Origin of the sequence: Clostridioides sp. ES-S-0123-01 (assembly GCF_020658415.1) — a bacterium.
Lineage (GTDB): Bacteria > Bacillota > Clostridia > Peptostreptococcales > Peptostreptococcaceae > Clostridioides.
In genome coordinates this window covers 1-17628 of sequence record NZ_JACVWD010000008.1, presented here as the reverse complement: position 1 = coordinate 17628, position 17628 = coordinate 1, and the positions used below count along the sequence as shown (strand labels likewise).

General features: G+C 29.0%; 19 protein-coding genes, 1 rRNA gene and 1 other annotated feature. Of the genes, 2 read left to right on the top strand and 18 right to left on the bottom strand.

The window, feature by feature from the left end:
* Positions 1–26: 26 nt before the first annotated feature.
* The 9 genes from IC175_RS16725 to IC175_RS16685 all read right to left on the bottom strand — a co-directional run bounded on the left by IC175_RS16725 (position 27) and on the right by IC175_RS16685 (position 8410).
* Positions 27–899, bottom strand: coding sequence for an ATP-binding cassette domain-containing protein (locus IC175_RS16725; protein WP_227436360.1), 873 nt, complete (start codon positions 897–899; stop codon positions 27–29).
* Positions 892–1761 carry an alpha-D-ribose 1-methylphosphonate 5-phosphate C-P-lyase PhnJ gene (locus tag IC175_RS16720; protein ID WP_227436361.1) on the bottom strand — a complete coding sequence of 290 codons (870 nt, stop codon included), beginning with the start codon at positions 1759–1761 and terminating at the stop codon, positions 892–894. Before IC175_RS16720 ends, IC175_RS16725 begins: the two co-directional genes overlap by 8 nt.
* An 18-nt stretch (positions 1762–1779) precedes the next feature.
* The gene (locus IC175_RS16715) at positions 1780–2865 is read right to left on the bottom strand and encodes a carbon-phosphorus lyase complex subunit PhnI (protein ID WP_227436363.1); all 1086 of its coding nucleotides are present in this window, start codon (positions 2863–2865) and stop codon (positions 1780–1782) included.
* 2 nt (positions 2866–2867) lie between these two features.
* Positions 2868–3443 (bottom strand): phosphonate C-P lyase system protein PhnH, encoded by a 576-nt coding sequence (gene phnH / locus IC175_RS16710; RefSeq protein WP_227851747.1) that lies wholly within the window; start codon positions 3441–3443, stop codon positions 2868–2870.
* Between the two features lie 14 nt (positions 3444–3457).
* Positions 3458–3889: a phosphonate C-P lyase system protein PhnG gene (gene phnG, locus IC175_RS16705; RefSeq protein ID WP_227436367.1), complete on the bottom strand. Its 432-nt coding sequence runs from the start codon at positions 3887–3889 to the stop codon at positions 3458–3460.
* A 265-nt stretch (positions 3890–4154) separates the two neighbouring features.
* Positions 4155–4925 carry a TatD family hydrolase gene (locus IC175_RS16700; RefSeq protein ID WP_227851746.1) on the bottom strand — a complete coding sequence of 257 codons (771 nt, stop codon included), beginning with the start codon at positions 4923–4925 and terminating at the stop codon, positions 4155–4157.
* A 29-nt stretch (positions 4926–4954) separates the two neighbouring features.
* On the bottom strand, positions 4955–6892 hold the full coding sequence (gene metG, locus IC175_RS16695; RefSeq protein WP_227436371.1) for a methionine--tRNA ligase: 1938 nt from the start codon (positions 6890–6892) through the stop codon (positions 4955–4957).
* Between the two features lie 82 nt (positions 6893–6974).
* Positions 6975–7223 (bottom strand) — a binding site (T-box leader).
* Positions 7224–7288: 65 nt separating this feature from the next.
* Positions 7289–7810 carry a spore maturation protein gene (locus tag IC175_RS16690; protein ID WP_227436373.1) on the bottom strand — a complete coding sequence of 174 codons (522 nt, stop codon included), beginning with the start codon at positions 7808–7810 and terminating at the stop codon, positions 7289–7291.
* A gap of 15 nt (positions 7811–7825) precedes the next feature.
* Positions 7826–8410 (bottom strand): nucleoside recognition domain-containing protein, encoded by a 585-nt coding sequence (locus IC175_RS16685; protein ID WP_227436375.1) that lies wholly within the window; start codon positions 8408–8410, stop codon positions 7826–7828.
* Between the two features lie 131 nt (positions 8411–8541).
* On the opposite strand from IC175_RS16685, the gene IC175_RS16680 reads away from it, so the two are divergent.
* Entirely contained in the window at positions 8542–9972 is a 1431-nt protein-coding gene (locus tag IC175_RS16680) for a nicotinate phosphoribosyltransferase (RefSeq protein WP_227436377.1), read from the top strand.
* A gap of 37 nt (positions 9973–10009) precedes the next feature.
* A complete protein-coding gene (locus IC175_RS16675; RefSeq protein WP_021386461.1) occupies positions 10010–10438 on the top strand; it encodes an Lrp/AsnC family transcriptional regulator in 429 nt (142 codons plus the stop codon).
* Between the two features lie 186 nt (positions 10439–10624).
* On the opposite strand, the gene IC175_RS16670 is transcribed toward IC175_RS16675, so the two are convergent.
* The 9 genes from IC175_RS16670 to rrf all read right to left on the bottom strand — a co-directional run bounded on the left by IC175_RS16670 (position 10625) and on the right by rrf (position 17628).
* On the bottom strand, positions 10625–11329 hold the full coding sequence (locus IC175_RS16670) for an HDIG domain-containing metalloprotein (protein WP_227436379.1): 705 nt from the start codon (positions 11327–11329) through the stop codon (positions 10625–10627).
* Positions 11330–11351: 22 nt separating this feature from the next.
* Positions 11352–12185 (bottom strand): 16S rRNA (cytidine(1402)-2'-O)-methyltransferase, encoded by an 834-nt coding sequence (gene rsmI / locus IC175_RS16665; RefSeq protein WP_227436381.1) that lies wholly within the window; start codon positions 12183–12185, stop codon positions 11352–11354.
* Entirely contained in the window at positions 12186–12938 is a 753-nt protein-coding gene (locus tag IC175_RS16660) for a tRNA1(Val) (adenine(37)-N6)-methyltransferase (RefSeq protein ID WP_227436384.1), read from the bottom strand.
* 76 nt (positions 12939–13014) lie between these two features.
* A complete protein-coding gene (locus IC175_RS16655) occupies positions 13015–13908 on the bottom strand; it encodes a stage 0 sporulation family protein (RefSeq protein ID WP_227436386.1) in 894 nt (297 codons plus the stop codon).
* The gene (locus tag IC175_RS16650) at positions 13905–14840 is read right to left on the bottom strand and encodes a DNA polymerase III subunit delta' C-terminal domain-containing protein (protein ID WP_227851745.1); all 936 of its coding nucleotides are present in this window, start codon (positions 14838–14840) and stop codon (positions 13905–13907) included. Before IC175_RS16650 ends, IC175_RS16655 begins: the two co-directional genes overlap by 4 nt.
* Before the next feature lie 2 nt (positions 14841–14842).
* On the bottom strand, positions 14843–15532 hold the full coding sequence (locus tag IC175_RS16645; RefSeq protein ID WP_227436391.1) for a dTMP kinase: 690 nt from the start codon (positions 15530–15532) through the stop codon (positions 14843–14845).
* A 97-nt stretch (positions 15533–15629) separates the two neighbouring features.
* Positions 15630–17039 (bottom strand): aminotransferase class I/II-fold pyridoxal phosphate-dependent enzyme, encoded by a 1410-nt coding sequence (locus IC175_RS16640; protein WP_227851744.1) that lies wholly within the window; start codon positions 17037–17039, stop codon positions 15630–15632.
* Between the two features lie 159 nt (positions 17040–17198).
* Complete coding sequence (locus IC175_RS16635) at positions 17199–17390, bottom strand: DUF378 domain-containing protein (RefSeq protein WP_227436395.1); 192 nt, start codon at positions 17388–17390, stop codon at positions 17199–17201.
* A 121-nt stretch (positions 17391–17511) separates the two neighbouring features.
* A 5S ribosomal RNA gene (rrf, locus tag IC175_RS16630) occupies positions 17512–17628 on the bottom strand.

Genomic DNA, 17628 nt, shown 5'->3' with positions numbered 1-17628 from the left:
CCATTTTACTTATTTACAAATATTATTTATAGTAGTGAATTTATAAGTTGCTGAGTATATGGATGCTGTGGGTCTTCCATTATTTGGTCTGTTAAACCAGATTCGATTACACTTCCATTTTTCATAACAATTGTCCTATCAGCAAGCATTTTTATAACATCAAAGTCATGAGATACTACTATCATAGAGATTTTAAGCTCTCTTTGTATTTCCCTTATTAAATCTAATACCTCAGCTTGTACAGAAACATCCAGTCCTGTTGTAACTTCGTCTAATAAAAGTATTGGAGGATTATTAGAAAGTGCTTTTGCTATTTGAACTCTTTGTTGCATTCCCCCACTAAAATATTTCGGTTTGTGGTCTATTCTTTCTACAGGTATATTAGTCTTTACTAGAAGCTCTTTAGCCCTATCTCTTATTTTCTCAACATTATATATATTAGCCATTAATAATTTCTCTGCTATATTCCCACCACTACTAAAATTCAAATTTAAACCAAGGTGGGGATTTTGATATACAATACCCATAAAATGATTCTTTATGTACCTCTTTTTTTGGTCTGAGAGTTCTAATATATTTGTACACTTGTCATAATTTGACATGTACACTTCTCCACTATTTGCATTCTCTTGAAAAAACAAAATCTTTAACAATGTACTTTTTCCTGAACCAGATTCTCCAACAATACCAAGAACTTCTCCTTCATAAAGTTCAAGATTTACATTATTACATGCAACTATAGAACCACAATATTTACATATATTATTACTTTCATATCCTGTACTCTCAAAACAATTTTCACATCCATCTCCATAAATAAGATTAATATTTTTTCCTATTAACACTTGTTTATCTATATTTTCTATTTTTTTGTCTTCGCCTAGTTTTGCACTACTCATTCCAAGCACCTCCAATTGCCACATCTACGCCATCATTTCTTAACCTAACTTTTTCACAATAACTTGTATCAGAACAGCTATAGTACTTTTCATTAGTATCACCATCATATACTTCATCTAGAAATGTATTTGAACTTTTACATAAACTACAATGTTTTCCTTCAAATTTTTCCTCTTCAAATTTATAGTCATCAAATTCTAAAGGTTCTACCTTTGTGTATGGAGGTATAGCGTATATTCTCTTTTCTCTACCTGCACCAAATAAAAATAAGTTATCTGACATGTTTAATTTCTTTATATCAAATCTTGGTATTGGCGATGGATTCATTAAATATCTATCATTTACTTTACATGGATACTCTGCTGCTATTGATATATCATCAAATTTAACTATATCTTCATACAGATATACCCACATCCTACTATAATCTTCTTCTGAATGCATTCTTCTTGTCTCTACTTCACTAGGCTCTACTATTCTAAGTGTCTCTGGTATTGGCACTTGAAATATCAGTATTTGATTAGACATTAATTTTTCTTCTGGTATTCTATGTCTTGTTTGAATCAATGTAGATTTTAATGTATCTTTTGTAGTTTCTACATTACTTACACTTGAAATAAAATTTCTTATATTACAAGCATTTGTAGAATCATCACTTCCTTGGTCAATCACTTTTACTACATCACTTTCACCAAGCAATGATAGGGTTAGTTGTAGTCCTCCAGTCCCCCATCCCTTAGCAATAGGTAATTCTCTTGAACCAAAAGGTACTTGATAACCAGGTATTGAAACTGCTTTTAGTATTTTTCTTCGGATTTCTTTTTTTGTATTTTCATCTAAAAAACCATAGTTATATATCACTTAATTTCCCTCCATATCCTATTTTATTCTTTCTACATCTGCTTTAAAATCTACATAGTGAGGAAGCTTAAAGTGAGATATAAACCCTAATGAATCTATACCATCTATATGAAGTAATACAAATTCTTCATCTTGGGCTAATTTTTCACTATTTGGTTCCAAAGATTTATCTAGTATAGCCATAGATATAGCCTTATTTTCATTATTTCCCATACAAAGACCATATCCTAAAGACATTTTATTTATATCTCCCGATTTATTTTTAGAATTTTCAGACTTACTTTGTGATGCTTTTGATACTATTTCACACTCAGTAACTAACATTTCTCCGATTGTTATTTGCTCATCTTCATAAATAGGATGTTTTATTTTTATATATACATCTCCTGTCCTAAGTTCACTTATATATGGATGTTCATCACCAAAACCTCTTACAATAGAATAAGCAAACCCTGATACGGCTCCACTTTCACCTCTAGTAAGTGCCTGCAATTTAGCTGACCTAGAAACTGGAAATCTTAGGCTGTTTCTTGTAATATCATCTATTACTTCTTCTAATTTATCTTCATAAGTATCCTCTTCCAACAAATTCTCTTTTCTAAATATATTAGATACTTTTGTGAATTTAGGTATTTCATTCACTTTTTCTAAGTCATTTATATAGTTAGCTTTAAAATCTCTATTTTTTTCTTCATCTTCTTTAAGCAACTCTACATTTAGTATTCTATTTTCATAATCTCTAGTTGCTCCAAGATACTGCCCTCCTGGTATATCTTTAAATGTAGCTGATATTCTTCTACCTATTCTCATTTCTTCTGTATTTATAGGTTCTGAATAGGTTACTCTAGGCATTGTTGACCTTAATGCTCTTATATAGAAAGATGCTTCTAATATATCACCTTGAGCCTGTTTTATAGCTAATGCAGATAATTCCTTATTGTATAGACTTCCTTCAGAAATCACTTTGTCCACAGCATAAGACATTTGCTCTTTAATTTGTTTTACATCTATTGGTAGGCTTTCTCCTTTTATTCTATAAAATTCAAGTATATTTTTAGCCTGTAATATAGCTTCTTCTCCACCTTTAACTGCCACATAAGCCATTATTATAATACCTCCCAACTTAATTTTGATGACCTTGGTATAAATGCAAGTTCTCCTTTGTTATCTATTAAAATCAAATCTGCCCCTGTCGGATAGTCTTTATTTATCATAAGTAATCTTTCTAAGAATTCTTGTTTAACTCCATCTATATATAAATTCTTTTTAGATTTTATACCAGGACCACTTAAATAAAGTCTTATGAATTTATATTTATAATCTGTTGATAGTTCATTTACTTGGTGTATTATAGTTGTACTTTCATCAGGATATTCAAAAGAACCTATTTTAATTTGTAGTATATCTAATTCTGAATTAATATCTAAAAACAGATAATCTGATTTATTGTAATTTACTTGGTTTGACATTGTCAGCGCTCTTATATTTTTTATATCTTCTTTAGTACAGTTTTCTATATAGAAGGTAACTTCTTGGTCTAATAAAGTAATTGCTATACCAATTGCTCCATTTGATAATTTTGTATTATTTTCTATATTTATATTATTGATGTTATTTAATTTCCCAGGAAATGAAGCACTATCTAGCAACTTTCTATATATTTCTTGCGTGTAACTTACCATGATTCTCCTCCTACTTAATCCATAGTATTGAATTGGACTTTTGTTTTATTAATTAAACTAAATTCATTAATAAGTTCTTGCTCATATCTTAAACTTTCTTCACAGATACTTTTATTTATGTAGTTCTTTAATTCATCAAATTTATTATTATTGCTATGTAAAACTGCATCTATAGTTGCCAAGCAAATAACTTTTTTTTCATTATTTTCTGCAACTATACCATAACCTAAGCTTTCATCTACCTTAACACTACACTCTGTAACTAGTATTTCTCCTAAATTAAATGTAGTATTTTTTACACTTTCGTTGGCTCTCACCATCACTGTAGCTAAGCTAGGGGCTTTAATTATAGAAATGCTTGATGTATTTTTTATCATTAAATATATTTGCTCTAATTTCTCATAGTTCATATTTATCAATATCTTAGTACTATCAACTGTATGCAAAATTTTGCCTCCTTAATCTTTCCTTTATTTACTTATTTCTAAGAATATAATATACAATCTAAGTTAAATGGATATTATGTTTGAGTTAATTCTAGTGAATATCTTGTAAATTCTTTTTTAACAATGTTAAGAAGTATGTTGTAAAACTAATAAAAAATTATAATATTACAAATAAAAAAAGCGTACCATTCAAACTGAATGGTATGCTTTTTCTATATTTATAACTATTATTTTTGTATAATTGTAAATTTTATTTTTAATTTACTTATTTTATATTAAAGAACTTCTTCGCATTTTCTTTAGTAATTTTACACACTTCCTCATAAGATATTCCTTTTTCTTGAGCTATTTTATCTGCAACAAAAGCTACTTGAGAAGGATTATTTCTCTTTCCTCTATGTGGTTCTGGTGACATATATGGTGAATCAGTTTCTATAAACAGTCTTTCTAGAGGTATCTCTCTTACAACTTCTCTAGTTTTTTTATTATTTTTAAAAGTAACTGTTCCTGGAATTGATATATAGCATCCCATTTTAACATATTCTCTAGCTAATTCCACATTACCACTATAACAATGAAGCACACAACCTATTTCAGGACTCTTAGTGTTTTTTATTATCTCAAAAGTATCCGCATGTGCATCTCTATCATGTATTATTATTGGAAGCTTTAACTCATTAGCTAGTTCAATTTGTTTCTTAAACCACTCTTTTTGCTCTTCTCTTGGAGAATAATCATAATAATAATCTAACCCAATCTCTCCTATAGCCACAACCTTTTCATTTTCAGTTGCAAGTCTTCTTAGAGTGTCTATTGATGTATCATCTAGTTTTGATACATCATGTGGATGTACCCCAACTGCCGAATATATAAAGTCATATTTTTTTGATAGTTCAATTGCTGTTATAGAAGTTTCTATATCTGCTCCTGGATTTACAACCAAATCTACACCTTTTTCTTTTAATGAACCAATAAGTTCATCTCTATCTTCATCAAAACTTTCATCATTTAAATGTGCATGTGAGTCAAATAACATTTTTTATCTCCTTACTGTTTAATTGCCTATTAGCGAACCTCGCATCCATCCTTGGCACCTTGTGTAAATGGTAGAACATAAGGGTCACCATCATCTCCTGCTGCTAATATCATCCCTTGAGATTCTACACCTCTTAACTTAACTGGTTTTAAGTTACATACCACTGTAACCTCTTTACCAACTAAATCTTCTGGTTTATAGTATTCAGCTATTCCAGACACTATTTGTCTTGTTTCTGGTCCAATCTTAACTTGTGATACTAATAATTTATTTGCTTTTGGATGCTTTTCACAACTTATTATTTTTCCTACTCTAAGCTCTATTTTATCCAAATCATCAATAGTAATTTCTTCTTTATGCTCTAAAGGTTTTTCTTCTACTGGAGGTTTCCCAGAAAACATTTTAGTTAATTCTTCTATTTCTTTTTCTACATCTAGTCTTGGGAATAAAGGTTCGCCTTTAAACACTTTTACGTTTTCTCCAATAAGACCAAATGTCTTTGTGCTTTCCCATGTAGTTATATCATCTTGACCTTGTATTCCTATATGTGCATATATCTTATTAGCAGTTTCATTCATTATAGGATTTATTAGTGTTGCAATTATTCTTATAGATTCACATAAATTATATAAAACTGTATCTAATTCATCTTTTTTACTTTCATCTTTAGCAAGCACCCAAGGCATAGTCTCATCTATATATTTATTAGTTCTTCTAACTAGTTTCCATACACTCTCTAATGCTTCATGGAATTGCATTTTATCCATTTCAGCCTCAAAATTTTCTCTAGTTGATACAGCTTGCTCTTTTAAATCAGCATCAAAATCAGTTGAAGTTTTTACTGTTGGTATTATACCACCGTTGTATTTTTCAACCATTGCTACAGTTCTACTTACTAAGTTTCCTAAATCATTTGCTAGGTCATAATTTATTCTTGTTACAAAATTTCTATGAGTATAACTTCCATCTTGACCAAATGCAAACTCTCTTAATAAGAAATATTTAAGAGTATCTATTCCATATCTTTCTATTATTGGCTCTGGATAAACAACATTACCCTTTGATTTACTCATTTTATCATCAGCAAACAATATCCATCCATGACCAAATACTTGTTTTGGAACTTCTAAACCTAAAGCCATTAAAAGTGCTGGCCATATTATTGTATGGAATCTCACTATCTCTTTACCTACTATTTGAACATTTGCAGGCCAATATTTTTTAAATTCTTCATCATTATCTGTCATATATCCTAATGCTGTTATATAGTTACATAAAGCATCTACCCATACATAAATTACATGCTTTTCATCAAAAGGAACTTTTATTCCCCAGTCAAAAGTTGTTCTTGTTACACTTAAATCTTCCAGCCCTTTATCTAAGAAATTTGCCACCATTTCATTTTTTCTAGCAGCTGGGAAACAGAAACTATCGTCTTTAAATAACTCTTTTAATCTATCTTCATATTTAGATAATCTAAAGAAATAAGATTCTTCTTTTACTAAGTATGTTTCTCTTCCACAATCAGGACATTTGTTTCCTTCTAATAACTGTGATTCTGTCCAGAAACTCTCACAAGGAGTACAATATCTACCTTCATACTCTCCTTTGTATATATCACCTTGTTCATATAACTTAGTAAATATTTTTTGTATTATATCTGTATGTCTTTTTTCTGTTGTTCTTATAAAATCGTCATAAGATATATCCATAGTATTCCATAATGCTTTTATATCTTTTATCATTCCATCAAGGTATTCTATTTCTGACATTCCTTGTTCTATTGCTTTCTTTTGTATTTTTTCACCATGTTCATCTGTTCCTGTCAAAAACTTTACATCATATCCACAGAAACGTTTAAATCTAGCTATTGTATCTGCAGCTACTGTTGAGTAAGTATGACCTATGTGTAATCCTCCACTTGGATAGTATATTGGTGTTGTTACATAAAAACTCGGTTTGCTCATATTACTTACCTCCTAATTTTTTATCGTTCATAATTATATATATTTCATTTAAAATAATAAAAAATCGCCTCCTATGATTTAACATAGGGGCGAGATTATTCACGGTACCACCCTAATTCATCTATAACGATTATGTTTCACATGAAATGTAGAAATTAACTTTATAGATACCTTAGTAGACTATAACGTGCCCAACCGTTTTACCCTAGCATATATGCTCAGATAAAAAGCTCCAAGACCATCTTCAATAAATCTTTTTACACTAGCTTTCACCTAACCTAGCTCTCTGATAGAAAAAATCCTTATCTACTCTTCTTTTCATAGCTTATAATTCATATTACAATTTATTTCTATATAATCACTATATTATAAAATTTTTCCCACATTGTCAACAAATTATACAAATATTACATAGCAAATAAAAACTGCTGCTATAACTCCTGCAACATGACTAATCATAGCGCATGACAATGTATGTCTAGTATTTTTTATCTTTAAACTCCCATAATAGATTGCCATTGTATAAAAAATAGTCTCAGAAGAGCCTACAATTGTAGCACCCATTTTTTCTACTAAACTGCCTATTCCAACTCTATGTGCAAGTTCGCTATACATTCCCAAGGCACCACTTCCAGATAAAGGTTTTACACTTATTAAACCTATTAATTCTTTTGGTATACTCATCATATTTGCTATTGGTGTAAATAACCATTCTAACATATCAAGGCCTTTACCAGTTTTAAATATTCCTATTGCTAAAAATATACCTATTATATAAGGTAAAATATCCCATGCAGCCTTTAAACCATCAATTGCCCCTTTTACAAAACTATCATATACATCTATTTTTTTATATTTACCATAAACTACTATGTACAAAATTATTACTGGTATAAGTAAGTTTGAAAATACTTCCATATATCTACATCCCCTTTATCTATATCTTCTTTGAAAAAATTTACATGTTATTATTGCTATTGCTGTAGATATTATGGTTGCAAATAAAGTTGTAAAAATTATTTCACTTGGGTTTTGAGCTCCCATATCCATTCTTAATTTAATTATAGTAAATGGAATTATCTGTATAGATGATATGTTTATTACCATAAACATAATCATATCATTGGTAGCTGTATCTTTTTTGTTATTTAAAGTCTGAAGCTCACTCATTGCTTTTAAGCCAAATGCTGTTGCACCATTACCAGCACCCAACATGTTCAAGGCAATATTCATAACTATATAAGACATTGCTTTGTGACCTTTTGGAATAGAAGGAAACAATCTTCTCATTATAGGATTTAATTTCTGACCTATTTTTTCAATCAAGCCTGACTCTTTTGCAATATTCATTATACCCATCCAGAGTGCCATAATACCAGCTAGACTTATTGCAAATTCTATACCTTTTGATGTTTCACTCAATATAACTTTATTTAATTCTCCCATATTTTTAGAAATCAAACTTCCTATTATTCCTATTGATACCATGTAAAACCATATTTTTCCTATTATAATCAACCTCCTCTTTAAATAATTTTATGATAGTTAGGTAATACTTTATACTTGAAAGTTGTACTATATTATGTTTTAGTATAAGTGTGGGAGTTTTTATAATTTTTAATATTTAATAATAATTAAGGAGAGAAATAATGAGAAATCTAACACTTCTTACTGATTTATATCAGCTTACTATGTTAAATGGCTATTTTGAAAAAAATATTCACGAAGACATTGTTGTATTCGATATGTTTTTTAGAAAAAACGCTTGTGATGGAGGGTATACTATAGTTTGTGGTATTGATCAGGTTGTTGAATACATAGATAACCTTCATTTTTCAGATGAAGATTTGGAGTACTTAAAAAGCTTAAATTTATTTTCTGACAAGTTTTTAAAATTTTTGAAAGAGTTTAAGTTTACAGGAGATATTTATGCTGTTGAAGAAGGGACTATAATGTTCCCTAATGAGCCATTGATTACTGTTAAAGCACCCTTGTATCAAGCTCAACTTATTGAAACAGCATTGTTGACAATAGTCAATTTTCAATCTCTTATTGCTACGAAAGCATCTAGAGTTTGCTTTGCAGCTCAAGGAGATACTGTACTTGAATTTGGATTACGTCGTGCACAAGGTCCAGATGCAGGTATATATGGAGCTAGAGCTGCTGTAATTGGTGGCTGTTCTGGAACTGCAAACGTATTAGCTGGAAAGATGTTTGATGTTCCTATAATTGGTACACATGCTCATAGTTGGGTACAAAAATTTGATACTGAGCTTGAAGCATTCCAAGCATATGCTGATGTTTATCCAGATAAATGCCTACTACTTGTGGATACTTATGATGTATTAAATAGTGGTGTACCTAACGCAATAAAAGTCTTCAAAAATATTTCTGAAAAAGGATACAAACCTATGGGTATAAGACTAGACTCTGGAGATTTAGCTTATCTATCTAAAGAAGCAAAGAAACAACTCGATAGTGCTGGTTTTTCAGATATTAGTATAACTGCATCTAATGACCTTGATGAATACACTATAACATCACTTAAGGCAGAAGGAGCTACTATAAATTCATGGGGAGTAGGTACGAAACTCATTACATCTTTCGATTCACCTTCTCTTGGAGGAGTTTACAAATTAGCTGCATCTTGTGAAAAAGGAACTCTTGAACCTAAGATAAAGATTTCTGAAAATCCAGAAAAAATAAATAATCCTGGTTACAAGAAAGTTATAAGAATATATAACGAGGACAATAAAGCAGAGGCAGATTTAATTATGTTACATGATGAAGTTATAGATGAATCTAAACCTTTAGAAATCTTCCATCCTACATATACATGGAAAACGAAGACGTTTACAAATTATAAAGTTAAAGAGCTTCTTAAGCCATTGTATATAAAAGGAATATGCAAATATAATAAAAAACCTGTTCTTGAAATAAGAAATCATGTACAATATGAATTAAGTACTATCTGGGAACAATACAAAAGACTTTCGAATCCACACATTTACAAGGTTGATTTATCTAGAGATCTTTGGTATTTAAAAACAAAAATGATAGATTCTAAAAAAGTTTTATAGGCATTAATTATTTTTATTTAAGGGGGACTGTTTATTTATGGATGTTACAGATTACAGAATCATAGAAATTTTACAGGATGATGGGAGAATTTCTATGAAGGACTTAGGAAAAATAGTTGGTTTAACTTCTCCTGCAGTTTCAGAAAGAGTCAAGAGATTAGAAGAATCTGGTGTTATAGAAGGATATAAAGCAATTGTTAATCCAGATTCATTAGGTAGAGTTATAAAAGCGTTTATTCACATATCTCTTCCAAGTAATGGATATACAGAATTCATTGAGTCTGCTGGAAAGGACCCTAGAATTGTAGAATGTCACCACATAACAGGTGATGATTGCTTACTTTTAAAAGTTATTGTAAAAGATATGTATGAATTAGAAAACGTGATTGATACTATAAAGAAAATAGGTTCTACCAAGACATCTGTTATATTATCAACACCGATACAAGCAAAATCAATATTGTAAGATAAATTGAACATTAATGGCTTATTCGCTAATACACCATTAAATATTTTTAATAAAATTTTAAGTTTTGATGTAAAAAAAGTTGTCTTTTTTAATTCTATTAAAGACAACTTCTTTTAGGTTTTTAAAGTTTGTATATTTTAAATTTAAATCAATTGTATAAGTCTTAAATTATATTAACTAACTTTATACATTTGTATAATTACTCTTATATAAGTAATTTGTTAGAATATATTCCATATAGGTCTTTAATACACCTACTTCTTCATCCTTGCCTAATAATTTTATAGTAGATACTATATCTGCATATCCAAGTAATATTATACCTATAGTATCTTCATCTACTAAATTAAATACATTAGCTAACTCTTTTTTACTCAAATCATTTTTCTTATATAAAGATAAAAGTGTCATATGATATCTTACATATTTACTTATAAGTTTATATGTCTGTATTGATAACTCTAAATTTGTACCCATATTATTTACTATTTGTGCACCTATTTTTTCATGATTTGTAAAATGAACTCTACCTGTTTCATCTAAAGTTACACTATCTGGCTTTCCTATATCATGTAAAAAGATTCCTAACTTTAATGCTTGTGACTTATTTATTTCATCATCAATATATAAATTCAAATAATTTGACACATGTTCTCTCAAATGATTTGGAAAAAATTCTTTGTCATTTAGCACTACTTCTAATTCTTTTAATGCATTTATAGAATGTTCAAAACAGTTAACAACATGATATTTACATTCTCCTACAGATTTCATTGCTTTTACTTTAGGGATTGCTTTTTCTAGTTCATTCTTTTTATCCAACTCTATAAACGTTTTATGTGTATCTTTCCTTTTTAAACTCTCTATTATAATTTTTCCTATTTCCATAAAATCACCTCAGATTCAGGTTTTATAAATCCAGAACTTGTTTATAAACAATATCCTTTTTTAATTTTCTATCTTTACAAACTACTTTTATTGCATCTTTTTTGTTCATACCACTTTCAATTAACTTTAAAACATATTCTCTATCTGTAAGAGCATCATAATCTCTTTTTTCTGATTTTTCACCATAGAAACCTTCTACTATTAATACAAACTCTCCTCTTACTTCGTTTTCTTCAAATATTTTTATAACAGTTTCTATATCTTCTCTTATTATCTCTTGATATTTTTTTGTGAGCTCTCTATTTACAGAAATTTTTCTATTTCCAAGAATTTTAAGCATATCTTTTAGTGTATCCTTCAATCTATGTGGTGATTCATAAAAAATTATAGTTCTGCTTTCCTCTTTTATTTCTTCTAGCTGTTGTCTTCTAACTTTTTTATCTCTATCCAAAAAACCTTCAAAAACAAATTTATGTGTATCCATACCAGAGCCAACCAACGCTGTTACAAATGCTGTTGCTCCTGGTAATACTTCTATCTCTATATTATTTTGTATGGACTGTCTTATTATCTCTTCTCCTGGGTCAGATATACCAGGCATACCTGCGTCACTTATTAAAGCTATGTTTTCTCCATCAATTAATTTATTGATTAAATAATCGCCTTTTGAATCTTTATTGTGCTCATGATAGCTAGTCAAAGGTTTTGAGATTTCAAAATGATTTAAAAGCTTTATACTGTGTCTTGTATCTTCTGCCGCAATTAAATCTACTTCTTTTAAGATTCTTAAAGTCCTATACGTTATATCCTCTAAATTTCCAATTGGTGTTGGACATATGTACAATTTTCCACTCATCTATAACTCTCCTATATCTTCATTATTATATATTGATTTTAATTCTTCTGTATAATTACCATCTTCTCCATAGACATATAGTGGGTCTAATATCTTAAGCTCTGGTCTGCCATCTTTTACAAATTGAACCAAAACCAAATTAGGTGCTTTTTTAGGTCTTGGATGAACAAACTGAATAACTTTTGGCTCTAATCTGTATTTTCTCCCTAAAGTTATTATATCAACCAATCTTGTTGGTCTATGTATCATGAAAAATTTACCTCTAGGCATAACTAATCTAGATGCGGTCTTTATTACATCCTCTAGATTACATTTTACTTCATGCCTTGATATTGCTTTTTTATCATTTGGATTTTTTATACCATCAATATGCATATATGGAGGATTTGATGTAACTACATGATATCCATTAACTTCCAAAACTTTGTCTATTGATTTTATATCTCCATTTATAATCTCAACTCTTTCTTCCAAATTGTTTAGTTTTATAGAACGAGTTGCCATTTCATATACATCATCTTGTATTTCTACACCAATAATTTTCTTAGCTTCACTTTTACCTGCAATTAGAACTGGTATAATTCCTGTACCAGTGCCTAAATCAACAACTTTAGCATCTTTTTTTACTTTTGCAAAATTAGCTAATAAAACAGCGTCTATACCAAAACAAAACCCATTAGTATCTTGTATAATTTTAAGACCTTTTAATTGTAAATCGTCGATTCTCTCTGAATCTTTTAATTGTATGCCCATATATAACTCTCCTCAAATATTAGTAGCTCTAAGCATTAATTGCTTTAAAAAAGGTAGGAGAAGCCCTACCTTAAATTTAATCTTCTAATTTCTTTAACTCCTTTAGTGTAGCTTCATCTAATCCATCATTGCCCTTGCATTTACCACCACAGCCCTCACACTTTTTAGGCTCTTTAAGTATTTTTATATCTTCTCTTGTATATATTTTTACTGTTTTGTCTTGGAATTCCACTTTGATTTGTTCTAGCAAAGGATTTACCTCTACAACTTTTCCTTTTCCATCATCTGATTGCACCAATGCACCCACAACAGGCATTTTTTCTATTGCTTCACTATATACATCATGTTCATATTTTAAGCAACAGAATAATCTTCCACATATACCAGATATCTTTGTTGGATTTAAAGATAAGCTTTGGTCTTTTGCCATTTTTATTGAAACTGGTTGAAAATCACCTAACCAAGAAGAACAGCAAAGCTTTCTACCACAAGGTCCTAGACCTCCTATAGACTTTGCCTCATCTCTAACACCGATTTGTCTAAGTTCTATTCTAGTCTTAAATATGGCAGCTAAATCTTTTACTAATTCTCTAAAATCTATTCTACCTTCTGCTGTAAAGTAAAAAATCAATTTATTTCTATCAAATGTATATTCGCAATCTATTAAAAACATTGTTAACTCATGTTCTTTTATCTTTTGTTGACATAATTCAAAAGTCTCTTTTGCTTTTTCCTTATTTTCTAAATATATTTTCTTATCTTCTTCTGTAGCTATTCTTATAATTGGCTTTAAAGGAGAAACTAATTCGCTCTCGTCCATTTCTTTTGGCCCAACCACTACTTTACCATACTCTAAACCTCTTGCAGTTTCTACAACTACATCCATATCTTGCTCTATATTAAAATCAACAGGGTCAAAATAATATATTTTCCCCGCACTTTTAAACCTAATTCCTACTATTTTTATCATTTAATCACCTCGTATATATTTAAAGACATAACTTGTATGCTTATATTGAAATTACAATTACTTTTAATTTTAGTCTTTGTACCTTCTATTATATCAATAATTTTAGATAATTGAGAATAACTAATTTTTCCACTCATGTTTTGGATAAAAACTAGCTTATCTATATTTATTAACATATCTCTATTTACATTTTCTTTTAATAAAATAATGTCTCTAAAATAGTTTATCATAATATCCAATAAACTTATAATCTGATTTCTATATTTCTCCATGTTATTTGGTATATTTAGAATCTCTACTATATTTTTATCTAGCATTATTTGGATATATTGTTGTATATCGTCCCTCATTACTGAAAACTCAGCCGACTGAGATAAGCCTAAAGCATTTTCAATACTACCTCTTGAAAAAGTGGCCAATATTTGGGCTCTTTCTTCTTCTATGCCCTTATTTATTAAATAAGTTTTTAAATCTGCTATTGGTATAGGCGAAAACTTTATTATGTCACATCTAGATTTTATCGTTTCTAATAATGATTCTTTATTATTTGTGACTAAAATTATTATAGCGTAACTTGGAGGCTCCTCTAATGTCTTTAAAAGGGCATTTTGAGCTTCTACCGTCATCTTTTCAGCATTATTTATTATATATATTTTATAGTCTTTATGAGGTCGTACTACTATATCTGATTGTAAGTTTCTAATCTGAGCTATTTTTATACTATTTCCATCTGGATTTATAAGTACATAGTCTGGACTATTTTCTAGATTTACATAGTCAAGTAACAATTTTGATAGCTCATCAGCAAATTTCTTTTTTCCTATTCCATCTATTCCTTCAAACATATACGCATTATTAAGTTTATTTTTATTTATAGAATTTATTAAATATTTTTTTGCAAAATCTTGTCCTATAATATTTTCAAAATACATATTTATCTCTCCATAGATTTTATTGAATCAAGAACTATTTCATAAACTTCATTATGTATACTTTCAATACTTCTTAATTTATTATTTGAAACACAATTTATTTTTTTCCAATCATATTTATCTGCTATATATAGAGCATTATTATAAGATTTCTTTAAATACTCTATATCACTTTCATGAATATCTTTCTCTTTTTCTCCTGTAATTTTGTTTTTTCTATTCTCCATAAGTTTTTCACTAAACTCAATAGGAACATCTAAAAATACAACACAATCAGGTTGAGGTATTTTAAATAAATTAAATTCATAATCAGCCAGCCAGTTAAGATATTCCTCTCTATCAGCAATGTCCATTTTAGAAGCTTGGTGCACCATATTAGAGGTTGTATATCTATCAGCGATAATTATTCCACCTTTATTATAAAATTCCTCCCAATCGGTTTTAAATGATGCATATCTATCCGCTGTAAAAAAAGTTGATGCTATATATGGGTCTACATCTGAGGCATTTTTACCAAAATCCCCTCTCAAATACATTTTTACCAAAGCAGATGATTGAGACTCATAATTTGGATATTCTACCTTCTTAATCATATAGCCTTCTTTTTTTAGTCTTTCATATAATTTTTTTGTTTGAGTTGCCTTTCCACTCGCATCTGAACCACTCTCTATAATTATTAACTTACCTCTCATTTTAATATCCTCCATCTAAACATTTTGCCTATTTTAGTATATTATTCAAATAAATTTATATATAAATATTCTATAGATTTTTCATAGTAATCCTACTTTATATATGTTCTAAATCTATTATTTCTATAAAATTTAAAGTCATATCTTTAAGTCCACTTATAACCATACCTTTAGAACTACAAAACTTTAAATAATCTATTATTTCTTTACTTATTATTTCGCCAGGAGATATTATATTTATCCCTGGTGGATATGGTACTATAGATTCTCCACATACTTTACCTATGCTGTCATATATTTTAACACTTTTTTTAGTTTTATAAAATGCTTCTCTAGGTGTTAATATTTTCTGTGGAATATCAACAGGATATTTTATGTTATCTAGCTTTGTAGATTTAAATTCTTTTATTACAATATCATCTAATGCCGTTTCTAAACTAATGAAATCTTGAGTACTATTTCCTATTGTACAGATTAATAGAACGCCATAATAATTAGACAACTCTACCTGTATATTATATTTTTTTCTTAAGATATTTTCTAATTCATATCCTGTTAATCCTATATTTTTAGCAGATATGAACACTTTTGTTTTATCATTTGTACTATATATTTCAAGATTTTTATTAACATTATTTTTGAAATTTTGGATATTATCTAAAAGCTCTTCCATTAATTCCTTGCCTTTATTTTCATATATATCTACAGCTAATTCTAGTGAAGATAATAATAAGTAAGAAGGACTTGAAGATTCAGTAATTCTTAACATGTTTGAAATTTTATCTAAGTCAACTCTATCTTCCTGTACATGTATCATTGATGATTGAGTAAAAGATGGAAGTGTTTTATGAGTACTTTGTATAACCACGTCTGCACCTTGCTCAAGAGCTGTTTTAGGAAGTTTCTCACTAAGTCCTAAATGTGCACCATGTGCTTCATCTACTATTACTACCATATTTTTGCTATGTGCGTAATTACAGATATATTCCAAATCATATGTCATTCCATAGTATGTAGGATATGTAAGCAATATTGCTTTTGCATCTAAGTTTTTATCTATTATATCAATTACATTTATTACATTCACACCTTTTAAAATATTAGTATTTTTGCATATTTCGCAAGGAATATATTCTATATCTACATCACCCAAAATACATCCATTTATAACAGATTGGTGACAGTCTCTATTCACAATTATTTTACTTTTAGGATTACACACTGACATTATTGCAGATTGGATGCCACAACTGCTTCCATTGATTAAATAATATGTATAATCACTTTTAAATACCATTGCAGTATTTTCTTGAGAGACTTTTATAATTCCTTCTGGGGAATGTAAATTATCTGTCCCTATTATCTCAGTTGTATCCATTTTATACAAATTTTCTAATACATTTATATATCCTAATTTTTCATATATTTTTCCCTTTTTATGTCCAGGCATATGAAAAGATATCATTTCTTTATTTACAATTTCACTCAGTTCATTAATTATAAACATATATTACTCCTTTTTCCCTATTGTTACCACTTGTTTGAAAACTTCGATTCCTATCTATTTTACCATTAAAAAAGATACAAATTAATATTTTTATAAAATAAAATACCTCATTCTAAATATTTAGAATGAGGTATTTAATATAAAAAAGTAAAAATTGAATTATTCTCTGTCATCAGACATTAAACTTGGTATTAAATACAATCCAGCTAGACCCACAACAAAGTATATTATTCTACTTATCATTTCATATGTTCCACCGAAAATGCTACCTATTAAATCTGTTCCTAGAATACCAATTGCTCCCCAGTTAAGTGCACCAATTATAGCTAAAACTAAAGCAACTTTCTTCATTCATATCACTCCTTAAGAATTAAATTTTTATGATAATCCATAATTCCTGTGTTTAGTTTTCCCAAAATGAAAAAAGAAATACGTAATTTTTTTGTTTTTTTTGACAAAAATAAAAAAAATTACGTGGCTACGTCCTACTCTCCCAGGCAGTTTCCCACCAAGTACCATCAGCGCTAGAGAGCTTAACTTCTGTGTTCGGAATGGGAACAGGTGTATCCTCTCTGCTATTGTAACCACA